The organism is Curtobacterium sp. NPDC088465 (assembly GCF_044753165.1).
GTDB lineage: Bacteria > Actinomycetota > Actinomycetes > Actinomycetales > Microbacteriaceae > Curtobacterium.
In genome coordinates, this window is the sequence record NZ_JBIVMR010000001.1 from 267,490 (window position 1) to 286,713 (window position 19,224).

Genomic DNA, 19,224 nt, shown 5'->3' on the forward strand with positions numbered 1-19,224 from the left:
CGGCTCACCTGCACCGAGGACGGACGGGAGGCACGGGACGGTCCCGCCACGCGCCTCCCGTCCGACGGTGCGTGCCGACGGGAGGCACGGCGTCGGGCCACAGCGTGCCTCCCGGCCGGCAGTCGCTCAGTTCCGCTGCGCCGCAGCGAGCAGGTCGGGACCGCGCCGGTCGAAGAGCCGACCGCCGACGGCCACGCCGGTCACGAGCACGACGACACCGACGGCGATGCCGACGAGGAGCGTCGCGAGTGCCCAGGGTTCCGGACCCTCGACCGCGGTGAGCACCGCCAGCCAGCCCGCGGGGACGAGCGACGCCAGGATGCCGACGATCATCGTCGTCTGCGCGACCGCGGCCGTCGTCCCGGCGGCCTGCGGCTGCTGGAACGGGTGGTCGCCGGGGCGGACGGTCGGGTACGGCAGCAGGACGGAGACGACGCTCGACAGCCCGAGCCCGGCGAGCAGTGCACCCACTGCGATGCCGGTGAGCACCGGGAAGGCCGAGGGGTCCCCGAAGAGCGCGGCGGACACGGCGGCGCCCGCCACGACGAGCGGCAGTCCGACGACGAGCAGGGGCACGAGTCGCCCGAGCCGGTCGGTCCAACCGGGAGCGCCCGACGCCACGTGCAGCCAGACCGCGGTGTTGTCGTAGGAGACGTCGTTGTGGGGCAGGAACCCGGCGATGAGTGCCATGAGCGGCAGCGGGACCAGCGCGGTCCAGTGCCACGGCACGCCGGCGACCCCGAGCGGGAGCACCACGAGCGGCACGAACAGGATGACCAGGTAGGACATCCGGTAGCGCGGGTCACGGCCCCAGTACGTCAGCGCCCGAGCGGCGACCGCGCCGACCGGCGTCGAGCCCAGGCCGGCGAACCAGCCGAGCCCGCGGTAGCGGCGGGTGCCGGCGCGTCCGTCCGCGGCCTCGAGTGCGGCGCCGACCAGCGCCCACCAGGCCCACGCGAGCAGTGCGACGGTGACCAGGGCGACCAGCAGCTTCAGGAGCCCCTCGCCGACGCGACCGCTCGCCACGTCCGCCGGGACCGCCCAGGCGGCACCCCACGGCGTCCACCCGGCGACGTCGGCGATCCGCTGGAGCTCGGTGCTGGCGGGGTCGAGCCAGTCGCTGCGGAACAGCAGCGACGCCACCGGCAGTCCCAGCACGACGATCACGAGGGCGGCGAGCCAGCCGGCGTCGCGCGACCGGTGCGGTCCGACGAAGGTCGCACCGACGGCGCTGCCGACCCGCAGCAGCAGGGCGCAGGTCAGGGTGCCGAGCAGTGCGGCGACGACGGCCAGCACCGCGGTGCCGCCGCTGCGCGACCACGCTCCGACCTGCCCGACCGCGACGACCGCGACGGCGAGCACCGGGACGCCCACGAGTCCGGCGACGCCGAGACCGACGGCGAGGTGACGGCGGTCGATCCCGTACACGGCGAAGCGGCGCGGGTCGAACTGGTCGCTGCGGCCGACGACGAGCGGCACCAGCGTGAGTGCGAGGGCGACGAACGTGCCGACGGGGACCGCGACCGACCGCGCGACCTCGACGGGTGCCTGCCGCAGCGCGAGGAGCTCGCCGGCCACCACCACGGCGGCGACCAGGCCGAGCAGGGACCCGAGCACCACGAGGACCGACCGTCGGGCTCCCCCACGGACCTCGCCCGCGAGCAGGTCGACCCTCAGTCGGAGAAGCTGTGCAACCATTCCATGCTCTCTGCCACGACGCGGCCGCCCGCGAGTTCGACGAACTTGTCCTCGAGGCTCTTGCGCCCGCGGACCTGCGCCATCGTGCCGGAGGCGAGGACCTTGCCGCCGACGATGATCGCGACGGAGTCGCACGTGCGCTGCACGAGCTCCATGGAGTGGCTGGAGAGCACCACGGTGCCGCCGCCGCGGGTGTACCGCCGCAGGATGTCCGTGATCGTCGCCGCGCTCACCGGGTCGACCGACTCGAACGGCTCGTCGAGCACGAGGACGCGCGGCGAGTGGATCAGGGTCGCGGCGAGCGCGATCTTCTTCGCCATGCCGACCGAGTAGTCGGCGACCTGGCGCCCGAGCGCCTCGCCGAGACCGAACGCCTCGGCCAGGTCGGTGCTGCGCTTCCGTGCGGTCGCACCGTCGAGCCCACGGAGCGTGGCCGAGTAGTGCAGCAGCTGCGCGCCGGTGAGCCGGTCGAACAGCCGGAGCCGGTCGGGCAGCACACCGAGGGCGCGCTTGGCCGCCGTCGGGTCGGACCAGACGTCGTGGTCGAGGACGGTCACGGTGCCCGCGTCGGGCCGGAGGAGACCGGTGACCATCGAGAGCGTGGTGGTCTTGCCGGCGCCGTTCGGTCCGACGACGCCGAAGATCGAACCCTGGCGGATCTCGAGGTCGACCTCGTCCGCGGCGAGGGTCTGGCCGTACCGCTTCACGAGGCCGCTCGCGCGGAGCACGACGGGCTGCTGCGCCTGTGCGGTCTGCGTCGCGGCGGCGGTGGCGGTCGGCTGGCGTCCGGGAGCGCGCTTCTCCTTCGCCGTGGAGCCGGCCGCAGCGGTCTTCGGCGTGCCCGCACGCTGGGTCGTCCCCGTGCTCGACGCGTCGTCCCCGGCCGCGCCGGAGCCGGTGGCGGTCGTGTCGGTGGGCTGTGCGGGCGTCGCGGGGCCCGAGGGTCGTGCGGCACGCCCCTTGCCCTTGCCCTTGCCCTTGCCCTTGCGGGGAGTGCGGTCCGACGCGGCGGCTGTGGCCGTCGGTGCGCCGGTCGCCGCAGCAGCGGTGGCGGGTGCGCTCGTCGCAGCAGCTGCCGGTCGCGCGGCGACGGCGGTCTCCGGGTCGGCGCCCTGGTCGGGTGCACCTTCGTCGTGGCCGACCGCGACGGCCGCACCCGTCGTGTCGTCGGTCATCTCGTCATCATCGGAGGCGTCGTCGCGCGCATCCTCGTCCCCCGTGTCGTCGTCGGCCGCGTCACCGGACGGTCCGTCCGCGTCCGCCAGCCAGGCGGCGTCGGACGTCGCGTACACGTCGTCGTCATCAGCTGCAGCCACCGCCCCACCGTACCAACGCGCCGGACGCGGCCGACCCCGACCGGCGGCGCGTCCGCGAGGGCCTCGGTACCGAACCGGTCACAGGATCACGAAATGAGCACGAAGCACGCGGGGGTGTACCCCGGAGCGCACTCGTTCCGTATCATTCACCAGGGCACGACGGAGTGTTCACCACATGGAAACCTGCCCGGACGGGCGCCCGTGGCCGCTCGTCCCCCGCACGAAGGTGCAGGAAGCGCACGCTCACGGCGAACTCGGACCCGGAGCGGGCACACTCGACGAGGCCCGCCCGTGCCCCACGCGGCGCGCGGGCGGACACCAGAAGGGACCAGCATGACCACGCAGATCGTCATCCTCGCAGCGGGGATGGGCAGCCGACTCGGTCGGAGCCTGCCGAAGCCGCTGACCGAACTCAGCGACGGCCGCACCATCATGCAGCAGCAGTTCGACAACATCCGAGCCGCCTTCGGCTCGAGCGCCCGCGTCACGATCGTCGTCGGCTACAAGTCCGAGTACATCGTCGAGGCGTTCCCCGAGGCGAACTTCGTCTACAACGAGTCCTACGACTCGACGAACACGTCGAAGAGCCTGCTGCGCGCGCTCAAGGCGACCGGCAAGAGCGGCGTCCTGTGGATGAACGGCGACGTCGTCTTCGACCCGCGCGCCCTCGTCCGTGCCGCGGACATGATGGACCAGGACCGCTCGTTCGTCAGCGTCAACACCGAGAAGGTCTCCGACGAGGAGGTCAAGTACACGGTCGACGCGGACGGCTGCATCAAGGAGCTCTCGAAGCGGGTCGTGGGCGGACTGGGCGAGGCCGTGGGCATCAACTACGTCTCCTCGCGCGACAAGCAGGCGCTCATCCGCCAGCTCGGCCGCGTCGACGACCAGGAGTACTTCGAGGGCGGCATCGAGGCTGCCATCGCCGAGGACGGGCTACGCTGGTCGCCGATCGACATCTCCGACCTGTACGCGGTCGAGATCGACTTCGCCGAGGACCTCCAGCGCGCGAACGACCTGTTCGCCTGAACCACCGTCAGGACCCCCTCGGCGGTTCCGCCCGGAGGGAAGCCGCGTGACCACAGCGAGTGCGCCGACCGCGCCCGCGACGACCGCATCGACGTCGTCCCGGAGCGCCGGTCGGCGGTACCGCCAGGCACTCTGGCTGCTGACCGTGCGGGACCTGCGCGTCCGGTACTCGACGTCCGCGCTCGGGTACCTGTGGTCGATCCTCGACCCGCTGGTGATGTCGGCGATCTACTGGTTCGTCTTCACCCAGGTCTTCCACCGGGGATCGGTGGGCGAGGAACCGTACATCGTCTTCCTGCTGTCGGCGTTGCTGCCGTGGATGTGGTTCACCGGAGCGGTGTCGGACTCGACGCGGGCCTTCACGAAGGAGGCGAAGCTGATCCGGTCGACGACGATCCCCCGGAGCATCTGGGTCGCCCGGGTGAACGCCTCGAAGGGCATCGAGTTCCTGCTGAGCCTGCCGGTGCTCGCGGTCTTCGCGATCGCCGCCGGTGCGCACCTGCACTGGGAACTGGCGCTGTACCCGCTGGCCATCGTGCTGCAGTGCGCCCTGGTCTACGGGATCGGGCTGATCGTCGCACCCCTGGTCGTCTTCTTCCGTGACCTGGAACGCGCCGTGAAGCTCGTCCTGCGGTTCCTGTTCTACGCGTCGCCGATCATCTACGGCACGCAGGCTCTGCCCGACCGGCTGCACGACATCGCCGCACTGAACCCGCTCAGCGGCATCTTCGGCCTGTACCGCTCCGCGTTCTTCCCCGGCCAGCTCGACTGGCTCGAGGTCGGCGTGTCGGTGGTGGTCACCGCCGTGGTCCTCGCCGTCGGTCTCGTCGTGTTCCGCCGGAGCGAGCACCGCGTCCTGAAGGAGCTGTGATGACCGCGACCGACCGGACCGCGCCGTCCACGAGCGTGGCGCCCGTGATCTCCGTGCGCGACGCCGGCATCCGGTTCAAGCGCAACCGCCGCGCGAGCCGGAGCTTCAAGGACCTGTTCGCCGGGAGCAACCGCCGCAAGCGCGCGGACGAGTTCTGGGCGCTCCGCAACGTGTCGTTCGACGTCCGACCGGGCGAGGCCATCGGCGTCGTCGGACGCAACGGTCAGGGGAAGTCGACCCTGCTCAAGCTCGTCGCGCAGGTCATGCTGCCGGACGAGGGACGGGTCCGTGTCGACGCGGGTGTCGCTCCGCTCATCGAGATCACCGGCGGCTTCGTCGGCGACCTCACCGTCCGGGACAACGTGTACCTGACAGCGGGTCTGCACGGGATGTCCCGGGCCGAGATCCGGGACGCCTTCGACGAGATCATCGACTTCGCCGAGATCGGCGACTTCGTCGACACCCCCTACAAGCACCTGTCGAGCGGCATGAAGGTGCGCATCGCGTTCGCGGTGATCTCGCGGTTGGACGAACCGGTGATCCTGGTGGACGAGGTCCTGGCGGTGGGTGACAAGAGCTTCCGCGAGAAGTGCTACAAGCGCATCGAGGAGCTGCTGGCCGGGGGCCGGACGCTGTTCTTCGTCTCGCACAACGACAAGGACCTGCGTCGCTTCTGCGACCGGGGGCTCTACCTCGACAAGGGGCGTCTGCAGCTCGACGACACGATCGAGGCAGCCCTGGCGCGGTACGCGGCCGACCACGGGGCCTGAGCTCCGCTCCTCCACACCCGGGCCCCGCCGTCCCCTCGTCCACAGGCCGAGGCACCAGCGCGCTCCCCCGGGCTCCCGACGTCGGCCCCTCCCCCTACCGTGGCCCGCATGCACCACCCACCCACGGCCTACGCAGTCCCGTTCACCGTCGACCGATCCTGGGCACCACGTCGCTACGACCTGGTGAACACCGGGCCGGAGCCGCTCCACGCGATCTCCCTCACGCACCTCGGCAGCGGGTACTGCCCGCCGCTGGCGGTCAACCGTCTCGACCCGGGTCGATCCCTGTCGATCGCGGTGTTCGGCGCCGACCCCGCGCAGACCGGCATCGTGGTCGTCCGGTGGCGGCGCCCGGACCGTTCCGAGTACCTGTGGCGGATGTCACTCGTGGGCGACCGTCTGGTCGGCCTCGCGTCGTGACGACCGCAGGGTCAGCCCTCGCCGCGCTCCCGGGCGACCTCGTGCCAGCGCGCCACGAGACGGTCGACAGCAGCGTGCAGCCGGCGCGTCGCGACGCCGGGTGTGGTGTCGCCGAAGTACCGCTCGACCCAGTGCTGCAGCGTCGCGAGCTCCTCGGCGTCGTTCGCGGCGGCGTCCACCCGCGCGACCACGTCGGCGGCGTCCTCGGCGAGCAGCCAGTTCGCGGCGCCGAGGTACCCGCGCTCGTCCACGTCGGCCTCGGGTGCCGCCGGACGCGTCACGAGCAGCGGCTTGCCGACGGCCAGTCGGTCGTAGATCATCGCGCTGATGTCGGTCACGGCGACGTCCGCGTCCGCCAGTTGCCACCCGAGCTGCGGGCCGTCGTCGTACACGTGGTGCGCAGACGGGTCGGCGGCGTTCGCGGCGGTGATCGCGGCGACGATGCGCTCGTGGGCAGCACGGTAGTCCTGGTCGAGCACGCCGCTGCGCGGGTGCGGCCGGTACACCAGCCGGTGTCGACCGGTCGCGAGCAGGCGCTCGGCGAGCTCGACCCCGTGCGACGCGATCGAGCCGTACGCGGCGGCGGCGCGGTCGCCCTCCCACGTGGGCGCGTAGAGCACCACGGTCCGGTCGTCGTGGGGGTACGGCACCGCGCCGGCGAAGTGGTCGGCCTGCGGGCGTCCGATGGCGATGGTGCGGTGGTCCACGTCGTAGTCCCACAGGGCGGCACGCAGGCGGTCCCGGGCGGCGTCTCCCGCGATCAGGGCGTAGTCGTACGCCTTGAACTGGTTGGTGGTCATGTACATCTTGTCGCTCTCGCCGTGGTTGACGAAGACGTGCCACATGCGCCCGTACCGCATCATCTGGAAGTTGCGGGCGTTCTGGTTGACGTACAGGACGATCTTCGGTGCCTGCTCCTCGACGAACCGCTCGAGGTCGACGACCTGGCGGGCGTACACCGCCGGGACGGGCGACTCGTCGAGCAGGGTCGTCATCGTGCCGGGGCTGCGGGAGATGATCGCGACGGGGTGCTCGCGGGCGAGTTCCGCCAACGGCGCGTACCACTGCCGGAGCTGGTACATGTTCACCTTGCCGTCGGCGAAGTAGACCGCGACCTCGATCGAGCGCGGTGCGAGCTCCGGGACCTCCGGGAGCCGGCGGGCGAGCTCCCGCCGGTTCTGACGGGCACGCAGCAGGCGGCGGGCGAGACGGATCGCGGTCCGGACGTCCTTGGTGATCGGCATGGTGGTCCTCAGGCTACGGGCGGTTGCTGGGCGGTGTGCTCGGCGACGACGGCAGTGACGAAGGGTGTGGTGCGGGCAGCGACGGGGTGCTCGACCGCGGACACCCGGTCGGGGCGCCGGGACGTCCGGGCGGCGGTGTCAGACGACGGGTGGCCGACCGGCCAGCGTCATCCGGGCGATGGTCAACCACCCCATGGGCCGCGACGGTCCGCAGTCCGCCGTCCAGCCCTCCCGGATCCCCGCGAACCACGTCCGCAGGCGCACGGGGTGTCGCCACCAGCGCGCCACCTGGATCGCGGCCCACGACCCGACGTAGACGGGTCGCAGTGCCGCCGGCAGGTTGCGGCGTGCCAGGAACACGCGGTTGCGGGCGTTCAGCCGGACGTACTCGGTGTGCCGGGCGGGGTCGATCGCCGGGTGGTGCGCGACCAGGTCACCGGCGTACCAGGCGCGTCGACCGGCGTCCCACACACGCCACGCCAGCTCGATGCCCTCGTGCGCGTAGAAGTACGGTGCACCCCACCCGCCGACGGCGCGGTGGACGTCCATCGGCAGGAGCACGGCCCCCTCCCACACCGAGAAGACCGGCGACGAGTCGGTCGCAGCGCCCTTGCGGATGCGCGGCACCCAGCGACGGGGGTTCGCCGATCCGGTCGGGTCGACCACCCGCGGTTGCACCAGGCCGAGCGACGGGTCGCGTTCGAGCAGTGCCACGGCGTCACGCAGGAAGGTCGGCGACGGGATCGACGCGTCGTCGTCGAGGAAGAACACGTAGTCGCCGTCGACGACTGCTGCTCCGGCGTTGCGACCGGCGGGGATCCCGACGTTCTCGGGCAGTGCGAGCGCACGGACGCCCTCGGGCAACCCCGTCGGCTCCCAGCCGTTGCCGACGCACACGACGTCGAGCTCGACGTCCTGCTGCGCGAGCACGCTCGTCAGCCCACGGCGGAGGTCGTCCGGACGGGTGCCCTGGGACAGGCTCACGACGGCGATGCGCGGGCGCTGCCGGTGCGGGACGGCGGTCCGTCGCTGGGTCCCGGGCAACGCATCCGGTGTGGCGCCCGTCGTCGCTCCCGAGGTCATGCCCGCACCCGCTTCGACGAGATGATGGCGACGAAGTGACCGGCCGTGGCGAGGACGGCGAGCGGCAACAGCGCCCCGACCAGGACCCGGTCGACCAGCGGGCTGCCGACGACGAGCCCGAGCAGTGCGAACACGAACGCCAGGATGGTCAGCTCGACCGAGTGGTACAGGCGGTGGAAGGGCAGGAAGCGTGCGAAGCGACGGAGCGTCGCCAAGCGCCGCCCGGACGGGGCCGTGCCGGCGTCCCGGCGGTCGACGAGCTTCTCGAGCCCGGCGTTCGCGCGGGCGACGTGGACCATGTCGTTGAGCGCCTTGTTGAGCACGATCACCAGGCCGAGCGCGCACCCGATCGTCGTCCACATCCAGTCCGCGCCGTGGACCGGCCAGGTCGCGGCGCGGACGCCGAGCGCGATCGGGATGAGTCCCTCGGTCGTGTAGTGCCCGACCTTGTCGAGGAACACCCCGGCGGGCGACCGGGTGCCGCGCCACCGGGCGACCTCACCGTCACAGCAGTCCACGAGCATCTGCAGCTGACCGAGCACGAGTGCGAGCAGTGCACCCCAGATGCCCGGGATCAGCAGCGCGGCGGCGACGCTCCACCCCACCAGGATCATCAGGCCGGTCACCTGGTTCGCCGAGACCCGCGTCCTGAGCAGCACCCAGGTCAGGTACGGCGACACGTCGCGCAGGTAGAGCGACGCCGTCCAGTGCTCGGCGTTCGCCCGCGAGCGGACCTCGTCGGGTTGGGCGACCGCACGGAGTTCGGCGATCGAGGTCGGGCGGGCGCTGCCGCGGCCGGTGGTGTCGTCGGTCAAGGGGTCAGGTCACCGTCCCGTGTGCGTGGTCAGCTCGGAGGTCCGGGTCAGGAACCCGATGATGAAACCGATGCCCCAACCGACGTGGATGCAGGGCAGCACGACGATCAGCCAGAGCATCGTGGGCAGCCCGGAACGCCGCGCCACGAGGACGGCGCCGAGCACGACGAAGAGCAGGTAGACGGCGGGGACGACGAAGCCCAGCGCCGCCCAGACGACGGGCGACCCGAGCACGGCACCGACGATGCCGACGAGTCCGGCGACGATCCCGAGCGCCATCGCCACGACCATCGCCGGGGGCGCGAAGTACCGCAGGCCGTTGTTCGCCGGGAAGCGTCGGGCGAGCTCGCCGCGCCACAGGCCCGTCGCGACGAACTGGCGCACCAGTCGTCGGAGGCTCGGCCGCGGCCGGTAGGTCACCACGAGTTCCGGGGTGAACCACACCGTGCCACCGGTCTGGCGCAACCGCCGGTTGAGTTCCCAGTCCTGGCCGCGCTTGATGCCCTCGTCGAAGAGTCCGACCTCGAACAGCCGGTCGCGTCGGAACACCCCGAGGTAGGCGGTCTCGGCCGGACCGGCCTTGCCACCGACGTGGTGCGGTGTCCCACCGAGGCCGACCCGGCTGCCGTAGGCGAGGGCGACGGCACGCTCGAACGGCGTGCGGCCCTCGGCGTGCATGATGCCACCGACGTTGTCCGCACCCGACTCGAGCAGCACGCGGACGGCGATCCGGGTGTAGTCCGACGGCAGCACCGAGTGGGCGTCGACCCTGATCACGATCGGGTGCACCGATGCTCGGATGGCGACGTTGAGCCCGGCGGGTGTGGAGCCGACGGGGTTCTCGATGGCCCGGACACGAGGATCGGCGGCGCTCATCTCGGCGACGAGTTCGTTCGTCCCGTCGATCGACGGTCCGAGCGCGAGGATCACCTCGAACGGACCCTCGTAGTCCTGCTCCAGCAGGCTCCCGACCGCGGCACGGACCTCGGTGACCTCGTTGAGCACCGGCATCACGTACGAGACCCCCGGCAGGGGCTGTCCGTCTGTCTGCATGCGGTCCTCGGGGTCGTGGCTGACGCGCGGAGCGCACCGTGGACCGGTACCGCCCCGGAGAGCAGCCATGAGCCTATCAAGCGGCCGGAGCACCCACCTGCGTCGGACCCGCCAGGGCGCCGACCGGCGGACCGCACCACGAGCCGCGGCGTGGCCGGACGACGGACGGGAGGCGCGGTGCCAGCCGGCACCGCGCCTCCCGTCCGTCGCTGGTCGCGTCAGCTCTTGTAGGTCCCGAGCGTGACGTCGGCCTCGCGCGTCTGACCGTCGCGGACGTAGGTGATCGTCGTCTTCGCACCGCCGGCGAAGAAGCGGACCTGCGCGGTCAGGTCGGTGGCGTCCGCCACCGATGCCGAGCCGATCTTCGTCACGACGTCGCCCTTCTGCAGGCCGGCGTCCGCCGCCGCTCCGCCGGACGACACCGACTTGATGAGCGCACCCATCTGCGTGGCGTTCGCGTCCTCGGAGGCGTCGCCGACCGTCGCGCCGAGCAGACCGTGCGTCGCGGACCCGTTCTCACGGATCTCGTTCGCGACGCGCTGGACCAGGTTCGCCGGGATGGCGAAGCCGACCCCGATGCTGCCCGACTGTGCGTCGGAGGACTGGGAGCTGCCCGCGCTCGCGATCGCGACGTTGATGCCGATCAGCTTGCCCTTCGAGTCGAGCAAGGCGCCGCCCGAGTTGCCGGGGTTGATCGACGCGTCGGTCTGGATGACCGGCAGCGAGACGGTCGTCTTGGTGGAGGATCCGCCGTTGCCCGGGAACTCGAACGGGCTGTCGCCGTTGCCGCCCTCGTTCGAGTCGCCGCCCTGGCTGGGGGCGCTCGAGGCGACCTGGATGCTGCGGTTCAGGGTCGAGACGATGCCGTCGGTGACGGTGTTCGACAGGCCGAGCGGCGCGCCGATCGCGACGGCGGTGTCACCGACGTTGAGCTCGGAGGAGTTCGCGAAGGAGATCGGCTTGGTGCCGGTCGCGTCGATCTTGATGACCGCGAGGTCGACCGTCGGGTCGGTGCCGACGAGCTTCGCCGGGTAGATCCTGCCGTCGGACGTCGTGACCGTGATCGTGCCGTTCGAGCTGTCACCGTCGAGGGTCACCACGTGGGTGTTCGTGACGATGTACCCGTCCTTCGTGAAGAAGACACCGGAGCCGGTGCCGCCCGCGGAGCCCGAGGAGACGTTGATCGTGACGACGGACGGCGTCGCCTGCGCGGCGACCGCGGTCACGACGGTGGCGTTGTTGTAGTCGTTGACCGTGAGGTTGCCGCCGTTCTGCGACGAGCCGGAGCCGATCACGGTGGTGCCGCCGCCCTGGGCTGCACCGGCCGCCCAACCGGCGCCGCCGCCCACCAGGCCGGCGAGCACCAGACCCGCGACGATCGGCAGGACGAGCTTGTTGCGGCCGCCCTTCCCGTTCGCGGTCGTGCCCGTTGCGGCACCCGCGGCGGTCCCGGTCGCCGCACCCGCGGCAGCGCCGCCGAAGTAGTGGCCGTTGCGCTGGTTCGAGCCGTCCACGTCGCCGAAGGCGCTGGCGGACGAGGGGGCCTGGGCGGAGCCGGGGTACGAGGCGCTCTGCGGTGCGCCGTACTGCGAGCCGACCTGCGGCGTGCCCTGGGCGTACTCGCCGTAGCGGGGCTGGCCCTGGGAGCGGCCGTACTGGTCCTGACCGTACGGGGTCGGGTTCTGGGTCTGGCCGTACTGGCTCTGGCCGTCCTGGCCGTACTGGCTCTGGCCGTACTGGTTCTGGCTCTGGCCGTACTGGTTCTGGCTCTGGCCGTACTGGTTCTGGTCCTGGCCGTACTGGCTCTGGCCGTACTGGCTCTGGTCCTGGCCGTACTGGCCCTGGCCGTACTGGCTCTGTCCGTACTGGCCCTGGCCGTACTGGCCCTGGTCCTGGTCCTGGCCGTACTGGCCTTGGCCGTACTGGCTCTGACCCTGGCCGTACTGGCTGTGCCCGTACCGGTCGTCGCCCCGCCCGTGGTGAGCGTTGTCGGAGCCGTAGGGGCTGGCCTGCTGCCCGGCATCGCTGCCGTCGCGGTCGCGGTCGATGGTCGGGTAGGGCGCGGTGTAGCGGTCCGTCGTGGTGTCGGTCCCCGCAGCGATGACGTCGGTCTCGGCCCCGTGGGCGTCGTCGATGACGTCGGTGTGGTCGTGGTCCGTACGGCGGTCGGCGGGCTGTCCGGAGACGTCCTGCGTCGACGTGCCCTCGCCGGAGGTGGCGCGCGAGGCGTCCTCGGCTGCGGCCCGGTGGTCGGTTTCCTCGGGGCGGTTGTCGTCGCCCTGGCCGTGTGGCGTGGTGTCGGTCATGCTGGACGTGCTCCTTTCAAGCTCGTGCAGTCTTCCGGACCCACCTGAGCGGTGCTCCTGCTGGCGCTGCAAGCGACCTATGGCGATCTTATGCGTGGGCTGTGGACGCGTTCCCGGTCTCGCGGCGCCGGGTGACCCGCAGGACGCGCACTGCCGATCCGTCCGACTAGGTTGGGGCCTCCAGGCCGTCGACCCGCGCCGCGCGCACCGGAGGGACCACCATGCACCGCACCGGACCCTGGCTCCGAGCTGCCGAGGGAGCGATGCTGCTCGGTCCCGACGGCGTCCCTGCGCCGACCGTCTTCGCCGAGATGAGCGCGCTCGCTGCCGCCACCGGCGCCGTCAACCTCGGCCAGGGCTTCCCCGACCAGGACGGCCCGGTCGAGGTGCTCGACGCCGCGGCCGACGCGATCCGCCGCGGTGTGAACCAGTACCCGCCCGGCCGCGGGGCGCCGGAGCTCCGGGAAGCGATCGCCGAGCACCAGGCGCACTGGTACGGGCTGACGGTCGACCCGGACCGCGAGGTCCTCGTCACCGCCGGCGCGACCGAGGCCCTCGCCGCGACGCTGCTCGCGTTCGTCGAGCCGGGCGACGAGGTCGTCACCTTCGAGCCCTTCTACGACGCGTACGGGGCGCTGATCCGTCTCGCCGGCGGCACCCACGTCACGGTTCCCCTGACGGCACCGGACTTCCTGCCGGACGAGGACACCCTGCGTGCCGCGTTCACCGACCGCACGCGGGTCGTGCTGGTGAACACACCGCACAACCCGACCGGGCGGGTCCTCCCCCGCGAGGTCCTGGCCACCGTCCTCGAGCTCGCCGAGCGGCACGACGCCCTGGTCGTCACCGACGAGGTGTACGAGCACCTCACCTTCGGCGCACCGCACGTCCCCGTCGCGACCCTGCCCGGTGCAGCGGACCGGACGATCACGATCTCCAGCGCTGGCAAGACCTTCAGCACCACCGGCTGGAAGATCGGCTGGCTCACGGCGGCACCCGCACTCGTCGAGGCCGTCGTCTCGGTCAAGCAGTACCTGACGTTCGTGAACGGGGCTCCCTTCCAGCCCGCGGTCGCAGCCGGGCTCCGTCTGCCCGACGAGGTGTTCCACGGCATCGCGCGGGAGCTGTCCGAGAAGCACGAACTGCTCGCGGGTGGACTCCGCGCGTCGGGCTTCGAGGTGATGCACCCGGACGGTGGGTACTTCGTCCTCGCGGACACCGCACCGCTCGGGTACGACGACGCCCGGGAGTTCTGCCTGCGGCTCCCCGGACTCGCCGGGGTCGTCGGCGTCCCCGTGTCGGCGTTCGTCCGACCGGAGCGCGCGGCGGGCTACCGGTCGCTCGTGCGCTTCGCGTTCTGCAAGCGCCGCGACGTCCTGTCCGAGGCCGTCAGCCGCCTCGCAGCCCTCGGCCCGACCCGCTGACCCGGAGGCGCCCCCACCCTCCCCCACGGCGCACCCCGTGCTCCGGCGCGCCGCACCCGACGTGCACGTCCGCAGCCGTCGTCCCGCGCTGGCCAGCCGAGCGGGCCTCTTCTGCACTTCTCGCCGCACCGAGCCGCCGTTACCGCCCGCTCGGTGAGCGCTGGTCACCCGGTCACCGCGAGCGGGCCTTCTCTGCTCGTCTCGCCGCACTGAGCCGCCGTTTCCGCCCGTCCGACGAGCGCCGGTCACCCGGCCACCCGGTCCCCCAGCCACCGCGAGCGGGCCTCTTCTGCACGTCTCGGCGCACCGAGCCACCGTTTCCGCCCGTTCGACGAGCGCCGGTCACCCGGCCACCCGGCCACCCGGCCACTCGGTCCCTTAGTCACCGCGAGCGGGCCTTCTCTGCTCGTCTCGCCGCACGGAGCCGCCGTTTCCGCCCGTCCGGCGAGCGCCGGCCACCCGGTCCCCCAGCCACCGCAAGCGGGCCTCTTCTGCACGTCTCGGCGCACCCAGCCGCCGTTTCCGCCCGTTCGACGAGCGCCGGCCACCCGGTCCCTCAGCCACCGCGAGCGGGCGTTCTCTGCACGTCTTCCCGCACTGAGCCGCCGTTTCCGCCCGTCCGGGGAGCGCAGCTCGTCGTGCCGACACCGGCCGACGCCGGCTGTCCCCGCGAGCGGGTCGTTCCTGCATCCTTCGACACGCGGCCCTCCCGGTTCCGCCCGTTCGCCGTCGTGCGCTGGTCCGCGCTGTTCGTCCGCTCGCAGCAGAGGGCGACCACGACTGCACCAGGGGGTGCGAGCGGGCGGAATCGAGGGCGGAGCTCGCGCCGCGATGCCGGTTCCGCCCGCTCGGGGAGACAGACGTGCGGCAGAGGCGCGGGCGGGCGCAGCCTGTGCGGCGCGGGCGTGGGCGTGGGCACAGTCCGTGCCCGTGCGGGGCGTGCGCTCAGCGCGGGCGCACGTCGAACCGACGGAGCGCGAGCGAGGGGTTGACCGCACGGACCGCCTCGGTGGTCGCGGTGTCGATCGTCGCGACGACGGTGCCGGGCTGGGCTCCGCCGGCGGCGACCGCGACACCGGCGGGGTCGATCACCACGGAGTCGCCGATACCGATCGGCCCGGTCTGACCGACCCCGACGACCCAGACCGTGTTCTCGATCGCACGGGCGGTCAGCAGTGTGCGCCAGTGGTGTTCCTTCCCGGGGCCGCGCACCCACTCGGCCGGCAGGACCACCGCGTCGGCTGCGCCGACCTCGGGTGCGGCCAGGCGCCGGGTGACCTCGGGGAAACGCAGGTCGTAGCAGGTCTCGAGGCCGATGCGGACCCCGCCGAGCTCGAACACCGGCAGCTGGTCGGCATCACCCGACTCGATGCGGTCGGACTCCTTCGACCCGAACGCGTCGTACAGGTGCACCTTCCGGTACGTCGCCGCGATCGATCCGTCGGGCAGCACCGCGACCAGGGTGTTCCGGAACCGTCCCGGCGTCCCCGCGGTCTCGGCCACACCCACGACGAGCGCGATGGCGTGCTGTCGCGCAATCGCCCGGAGCCCGGTCACGAAGGGCCCGTCGAGCGGCTCGGCGGCGGCGACGAACCGGTCGTCGATCTCGGCGCTGAAGTACGACGTGTACTCGGGCGTCACGAGCAGGTCGACCCCGCGCGCGGCGGCGTCCTCGGCAGCGGCCTGCACGGTGCGGAGGTTGGCCGCCGTGTCGTCGACGGGAGCGAACTGCGCGGCGGCGACGGTGAGGGTTGCCATGGCCCGAGCGTAGCCGCGGCACGTCCTCGCTGAACGCAGCAGCGAGGACGACGAGCACGACCAGCACGACCAGCACGCCGTGCACGACCAGCAGGCCTCGCACGTGCGAGGTGCGAACGACGAAGGCCCCGGTCCGAGTGGACCGGGGCCTTCTTGTGACGCTTGGTTGCGGGGGCAGGATTTGAACCTACGACCTCTGGGTTATGAGCCCAGCGAGCTACCGAACTGCTCCACCCCGCGGCACATCCAATAGCCTACACACCCCGGTGGCGGGGCACAAATCGAGTGCCCCGCCACGGCGTGTCAGTTGCCGTTCTCGGCTTCGGTCGCGGCCTCGATGGCGTCCTGCAGGCGCTTGTCCGCCTCGGCCGCAGCGACCAGGTCGTTGTCGGCGTAGGCCTTCTGGCGGTCCTGCAGCGCGCTGCGCGCGTCGGCCAGGGCCCGGTCGAGCGCCTGGTTGCCGGTGTCGCTCGACGAGCCGCCCGAGCCGCCGGAGGAGGAACCTCCGGACGACGAACCGGAGCCACCCGAGGAGTCGGACGATCCCGAACCCGAGTCGGCCGAGCCTGCGCCCGACGAACCCGAGCCCGACGAACCCGAGTCCGACGAACCGGTCGAACCCGACCCGTTCGCCGCGCCCTGGTCACCGGCGGCAGCACCGGAGTCACCGTCGAACAGCTCGTTGAGCGCCTGGTCGAGGGTGTCCTCGAACGCGATCTTGTCGCCGAAGGCCACGAGCACCTTCTGCAGCAGCGGGTACGAGCCACTCGAGGTCGACTGGACGTAGACGGGCTGGACGTAGAGGAACCCACCGCCGACCGGCAGCGTCAGCAGGTTGCCCTGCTTCACGGTCGAGTTGCCCCGCTTCAGGATGTTCAGCTCCTGCGACACGGTGGTGTCACCGTTGAAGAGGCTCTGCACCTGCGCCGGACCCGGGATGTTGTCCGTCTTCGGCATCGTCAGCAGCGTGAGCTTGCCGTAGTTCGACGCCTTCTCGCCCTTGCCGGCACCACCCGCGTCGGAGTCCACCGCCAGGTACCCGGTCAGCACGTTGCGGTTGTTCGCTCCGGCCGACTGCTGCGGGATGTAGGTCGTGTACAGCGAGTAGGCGGTGTCCTGCCCCGGCACCTTCATCGTCAGGTAGTACGGGTCCTGCAGGTTGCCCTGCGACGCCGTGGTCCTGGTACCGAGGGCGTTCGTCGTCGTCTGCGACACCGTGTCCGAGTTGGCCTCGGAGTCGGTCGTGCCCGTGGTGGTCTCCTGCGGGGTGTTCCACGCGTCGTCACCCGAGTAGAACGAGTTCGCGTTCGTCACGTGGTACGTGCCGAGGATCGAGCGCTGCACCTTGAACAGGTCGGTCGGGTAGCGCACGTGGTCGAGGAGTTCCGCGCTCATCTGCGAGACCGGCTGCGTCGACGTGGGGAAGATCTTCTGCCACGTCTTGAGCACCGGGTCCTCGGTGTCCCACGCGTAGAGCGTCACCTTGCCGGTGTACGCGTCGACGGTGGCCTTCACCGAGTTGCGGATGTAGTTCACCTGGTCCGTGCGGAACGCCGACGAGTCGGTCCCGGCGACCGTGTCCGACAGGCTCTGGCTCTGGGAGTACGGGTAGGCGTCGCTCGTCGTGTAGCCGTCGACGATCCACTGGATACGGTGGTCGACGATCGCCGGGTACGCGTCACTGTCGAGCTTCAGGTACGGAGCGACCTTCTGCACGCGCTGGATCGGGTCGCGGTCGTACAGGATCTGCGAGTCGCGGTTCACCGCGTCCGACAGCAGGATCTGCTCCGACTGGAACTTCGCCGCGTAGACGAGGCGGTTGAAGAACCCACCGAGGCTCGGTCCGCCGTTGCCCTGGTACGTCGTCGTGGCGTTGCCGCCGTCGCTGTCGTCGGAGCCGGCCGGGTAGTCGAGCTCGATGTTCTTCGAGCCCTCGGGTCCGCCCACGATGGAGTACGGCGGCGAGGTCTCACCGAAGTAGACACGCTCCTGGTAGTTGCCGAGCTGCCCGTTCGACGGGATGCCGGACTCGAGGAACACCGGCTTGCCGTCGCTCGCGCGCTGGTTGCCGTAGGCCGCGGTGACGCCGAAGCCGTGGGTGTAGACGAACGTCCGGTTGTACTGGGTGTTCGCCTGCGAGCTGAGCCCGTCGAGGTCGATGTCGCGGACCGCGATGACGGTGTCCTCGGTCTGGCCGTCGATGTCGTAGCGGTCGACGTCCAGCTGGTCGGGGAACTGGTAGTACTGCCGGTACTGCTGCAGCTGGCTGAACGTGTCCGAGACGATCTTCGGGTCGATCAGACGGATGTTCGCCGTGGTCTGGGCGTCCTGCGCCAGCGCGCCGGAGCTCGCCTCGGTCGTGGCGTCGTAGTTCTGCTCCTGCACCCCGCTCACGCCGTACGCGTCGCGGGTGGCCTTGATGTTGCGCTCGATGAAGGCCGACTCGTAGGTCCGCTCCGACGGCTTCACCTGGATGCGCTGGACGATCCAGGGGTAGATGCCGCCGATGACGATCGCCGCGACGAGCAGCAGCCCGGTGCCGACGATCGAGATGCGCCAGCGGCCGATGACGGCGGTGACGATGAAGAGGATTGCGACGATCGCCGCGATGCCCGCCATGATCTCGCGCCCCGGGATGACGGCGTTGACGTCGGTGTACTGCGCACCCGTGATGAGCGGGTTGTCCTTCGTCAGCGCGGCGTACTGGTCGAGCCACAGGCTGACGGCCTGAAGCGCCACGTAGACCGCTGCGGTGACGGCGAGCTGGACGCGCGCGGCCTTCGAGATGCGGACCTCGCGCCCGCCGAAGCGCAGCGCGCCGTAGAGGTAGGTCGCGGCGAGCGCGGCGATGCCGGCGATGAGGACGACGGCCGACGAGTACGCCACGATCGAGCGCCAGAACGGCAGCTCGAACACGTAGAACCCGATGTCCAGCCCGAACTGCGGGTCCTTCTGGCCGAACGGGGTCCGGTTGAAGTACTCGAGCACCATGCTCCAGCGACCGGCGGTCGCGAGCCCGGCGAACAGGCCGAGGACGACCGGGATGCCGATCATGACCGCGCGGCGCAGGGGCTCGATGACCTGCTGGTAGCGGTCGAGCTGCGAGTTGAGCTTGGCGTAGACCGGGCGGAAGCGGAAGGCGAGCGCGATGCTCACGTAGACCGGGACCGCCATGCCGAGGAACCCGGCCACGAACATGAGCGTGCCCGCGATCCAACGCGTGGTGAGGACCTGCTGGAACCCGAGCTGCGCGAACCACGCGTAGTCGGTGTACAGGCTGGCGAAGATGAAGAAGCCGATCACCAGTGCGGCCAGCACGATGATCGTGACCACGATCGGGACCCGCGGCGAACGCCGCCCAGCAGTGCCCGAGGTGGACGAGGTTGTCGTCACTTGATGTGCTCCAGACGTGTCGGACCGGCGGGCCCGGCGCGCCG

At 71.4% G+C, this 19,224-nt stretch carries 14 protein-coding genes and 1 tRNA gene; 5 read left to right on the top strand and 10 right to left on the bottom strand.

Translation table 11 applies throughout. The features are described 5' to 3' along the window. Nucleotides 1-126: 126 nt before the first annotated feature. Together ACIP6W_RS01200 and ACIP6W_RS01205 are read right to left on the bottom strand one after the other, a co-directional pair. Nucleotides 127-1,698 carry an ABC transporter permease gene (locus tag ACIP6W_RS01200; RefSeq protein ID WP_400427750.1) on the bottom strand — a complete coding sequence of 524 codons (1,572 nt, stop codon included), beginning with the start codon at nt 1,696-1,698 and terminating at the stop codon, nt 127-129. After that, entirely contained in the window at nt 1,674-3,014 is a 1,341-nt protein-coding gene (locus ACIP6W_RS01205) for an ABC transporter ATP-binding protein (RefSeq protein ID WP_271825986.1), read from the bottom strand. The genes ACIP6W_RS01200 and ACIP6W_RS01205 overlap by 25 nt, the downstream gene beginning before the upstream one ends. Nucleotides 3,015-3,347: 333 nt before the next feature. Between ACIP6W_RS01205 and ACIP6W_RS01210 the strand changes: the two genes are divergently transcribed. The 4 genes from ACIP6W_RS01210 to ACIP6W_RS01225 all read left to right on the top strand — a co-directional run bounded on the left by ACIP6W_RS01210 (nt 3,348) and on the right by ACIP6W_RS01225 (nt 6,104). Next, nucleotides 3,348-4,043 (top strand): NTP transferase domain-containing protein, encoded by a 696-nt coding sequence (locus ACIP6W_RS01210; protein WP_066652912.1) that lies wholly within the window; start codon nt 3,348-3,350, stop codon nt 4,041-4,043. Nucleotides 4,044-4,089: 46 nt separating this feature from the next. Further along, complete coding sequence (locus ACIP6W_RS01215; RefSeq protein WP_251154730.1) at nt 4,090-4,914, top strand: ABC transporter permease; 825 nt, start codon at nt 4,090-4,092, stop codon at nt 4,912-4,914. Continuing rightward, nucleotides 4,914-5,684 carry an ABC transporter ATP-binding protein gene (locus ACIP6W_RS01220; RefSeq protein ID WP_251154729.1) on the top strand — a complete coding sequence of 257 codons (771 nt, stop codon included), beginning with the start codon at nt 4,914-4,916 and terminating at the stop codon, nt 5,682-5,684. The genes ACIP6W_RS01215 and ACIP6W_RS01220 overlap by 1 nt, the downstream gene beginning before the upstream one ends. A gap of 108 nt (nt 5,685-5,792) precedes the next feature. After that, nucleotides 5,793-6,104 carry a hypothetical protein gene (locus ACIP6W_RS01225; protein ID WP_400427753.1) on the top strand — a complete coding sequence of 104 codons (312 nt, stop codon included), beginning with the start codon at nt 5,793-5,795 and terminating at the stop codon, nt 6,102-6,104. 11 nt (nt 6,105-6,115) lie between these two features. Here ACIP6W_RS01225 and ACIP6W_RS01230 read toward each other — a convergent pair whose 3' ends face one another. The 5 genes from ACIP6W_RS01230 to ACIP6W_RS01250 all read right to left on the bottom strand — a co-directional run bounded on the left by ACIP6W_RS01230 (nt 6,116) and on the right by ACIP6W_RS01250 (nt 12,605). Then, the gene (locus ACIP6W_RS01230) at nt 6,116-7,348 is read right to left on the bottom strand and encodes a CDP-glycerol glycerophosphotransferase family protein (protein WP_400427755.1); all 1,233 of its coding nucleotides are present in this window, start codon (nt 7,346-7,348) and stop codon (nt 6,116-6,118) included. Nucleotides 7,349-7,486: 138 nt separating this feature from the next. Next, nucleotides 7,487-8,431, bottom strand: a complete 945-nt coding sequence (locus tag ACIP6W_RS01235) for a glycosyltransferase family 2 protein (RefSeq protein ID WP_400427757.1) — start codon at nt 8,429-8,431, stop codon at nt 7,487-7,489. After that, a complete protein-coding gene (locus ACIP6W_RS01240; RefSeq protein WP_209683599.1) occupies nt 8,428-9,246 on the bottom strand; it encodes a CDP-alcohol phosphatidyltransferase family protein in 819 nt (272 codons plus the stop codon). The genes ACIP6W_RS01235 and ACIP6W_RS01240 overlap by 4 nt, the downstream gene beginning before the upstream one ends. 9 nt (nt 9,247-9,255) lie before the next feature. Next, entirely contained in the window at nt 9,256-10,299 is a 1,044-nt protein-coding gene (locus tag ACIP6W_RS01245; RefSeq protein WP_066652903.1) for a glycosyltransferase family 2 protein, read from the bottom strand. A 218-nt stretch (nt 10,300-10,517) separates the two neighbouring features. Further along, nucleotides 10,518-12,605 (bottom strand): S1C family serine protease, encoded by a 2,088-nt coding sequence (locus ACIP6W_RS01250; protein WP_400427760.1) that lies wholly within the window; start codon nt 12,603-12,605, stop codon nt 10,518-10,520. Nucleotides 12,606-12,826: 221 nt separating this feature from the next. Here ACIP6W_RS01250 and ACIP6W_RS01255 point away from each other — a divergent pair, with 221 nt between their 5' ends. Continuing rightward, on the top strand, nt 12,827-14,029 hold the full coding sequence (locus tag ACIP6W_RS01255) for an aminotransferase class I/II-fold pyridoxal phosphate-dependent enzyme (RefSeq protein WP_400427763.1): 1,203 nt from the start codon (nt 12,827-12,829) through the stop codon (nt 14,027-14,029). A 945-nt stretch (nt 14,030-14,974) separates the two neighbouring features. Here the strand turns inward: ACIP6W_RS01255 and ACIP6W_RS01260 are convergent. The 3 genes from ACIP6W_RS01260 to ACIP6W_RS01270 all read right to left on the bottom strand — a co-directional run bounded on the left by ACIP6W_RS01260 (nt 14,975) and on the right by ACIP6W_RS01270 (nt 19,120). Next, on the bottom strand, nt 14,975-15,787 hold the full coding sequence (locus ACIP6W_RS01260) for a carbon-nitrogen hydrolase family protein (RefSeq protein WP_209683607.1): 813 nt from the start codon (nt 15,785-15,787) through the stop codon (nt 14,975-14,977). A gap of 163 nt (nt 15,788-15,950) precedes the next feature. Then, a tRNA-Met gene (locus tag ACIP6W_RS01265) sits at nt 15,951-16,027 on the bottom strand. 63 nt (nt 16,028-16,090) lie between these two features. After that, the gene (locus ACIP6W_RS01270; RefSeq protein ID WP_251154722.1) at nt 16,091-19,120 is read right to left on the bottom strand and encodes a UPF0182 family protein; all 3,030 of its coding nucleotides are present in this window, start codon (nt 19,118-19,120) and stop codon (nt 16,091-16,093) included. Nucleotides 19,121-19,224: the final 104 nt, after the last annotated feature.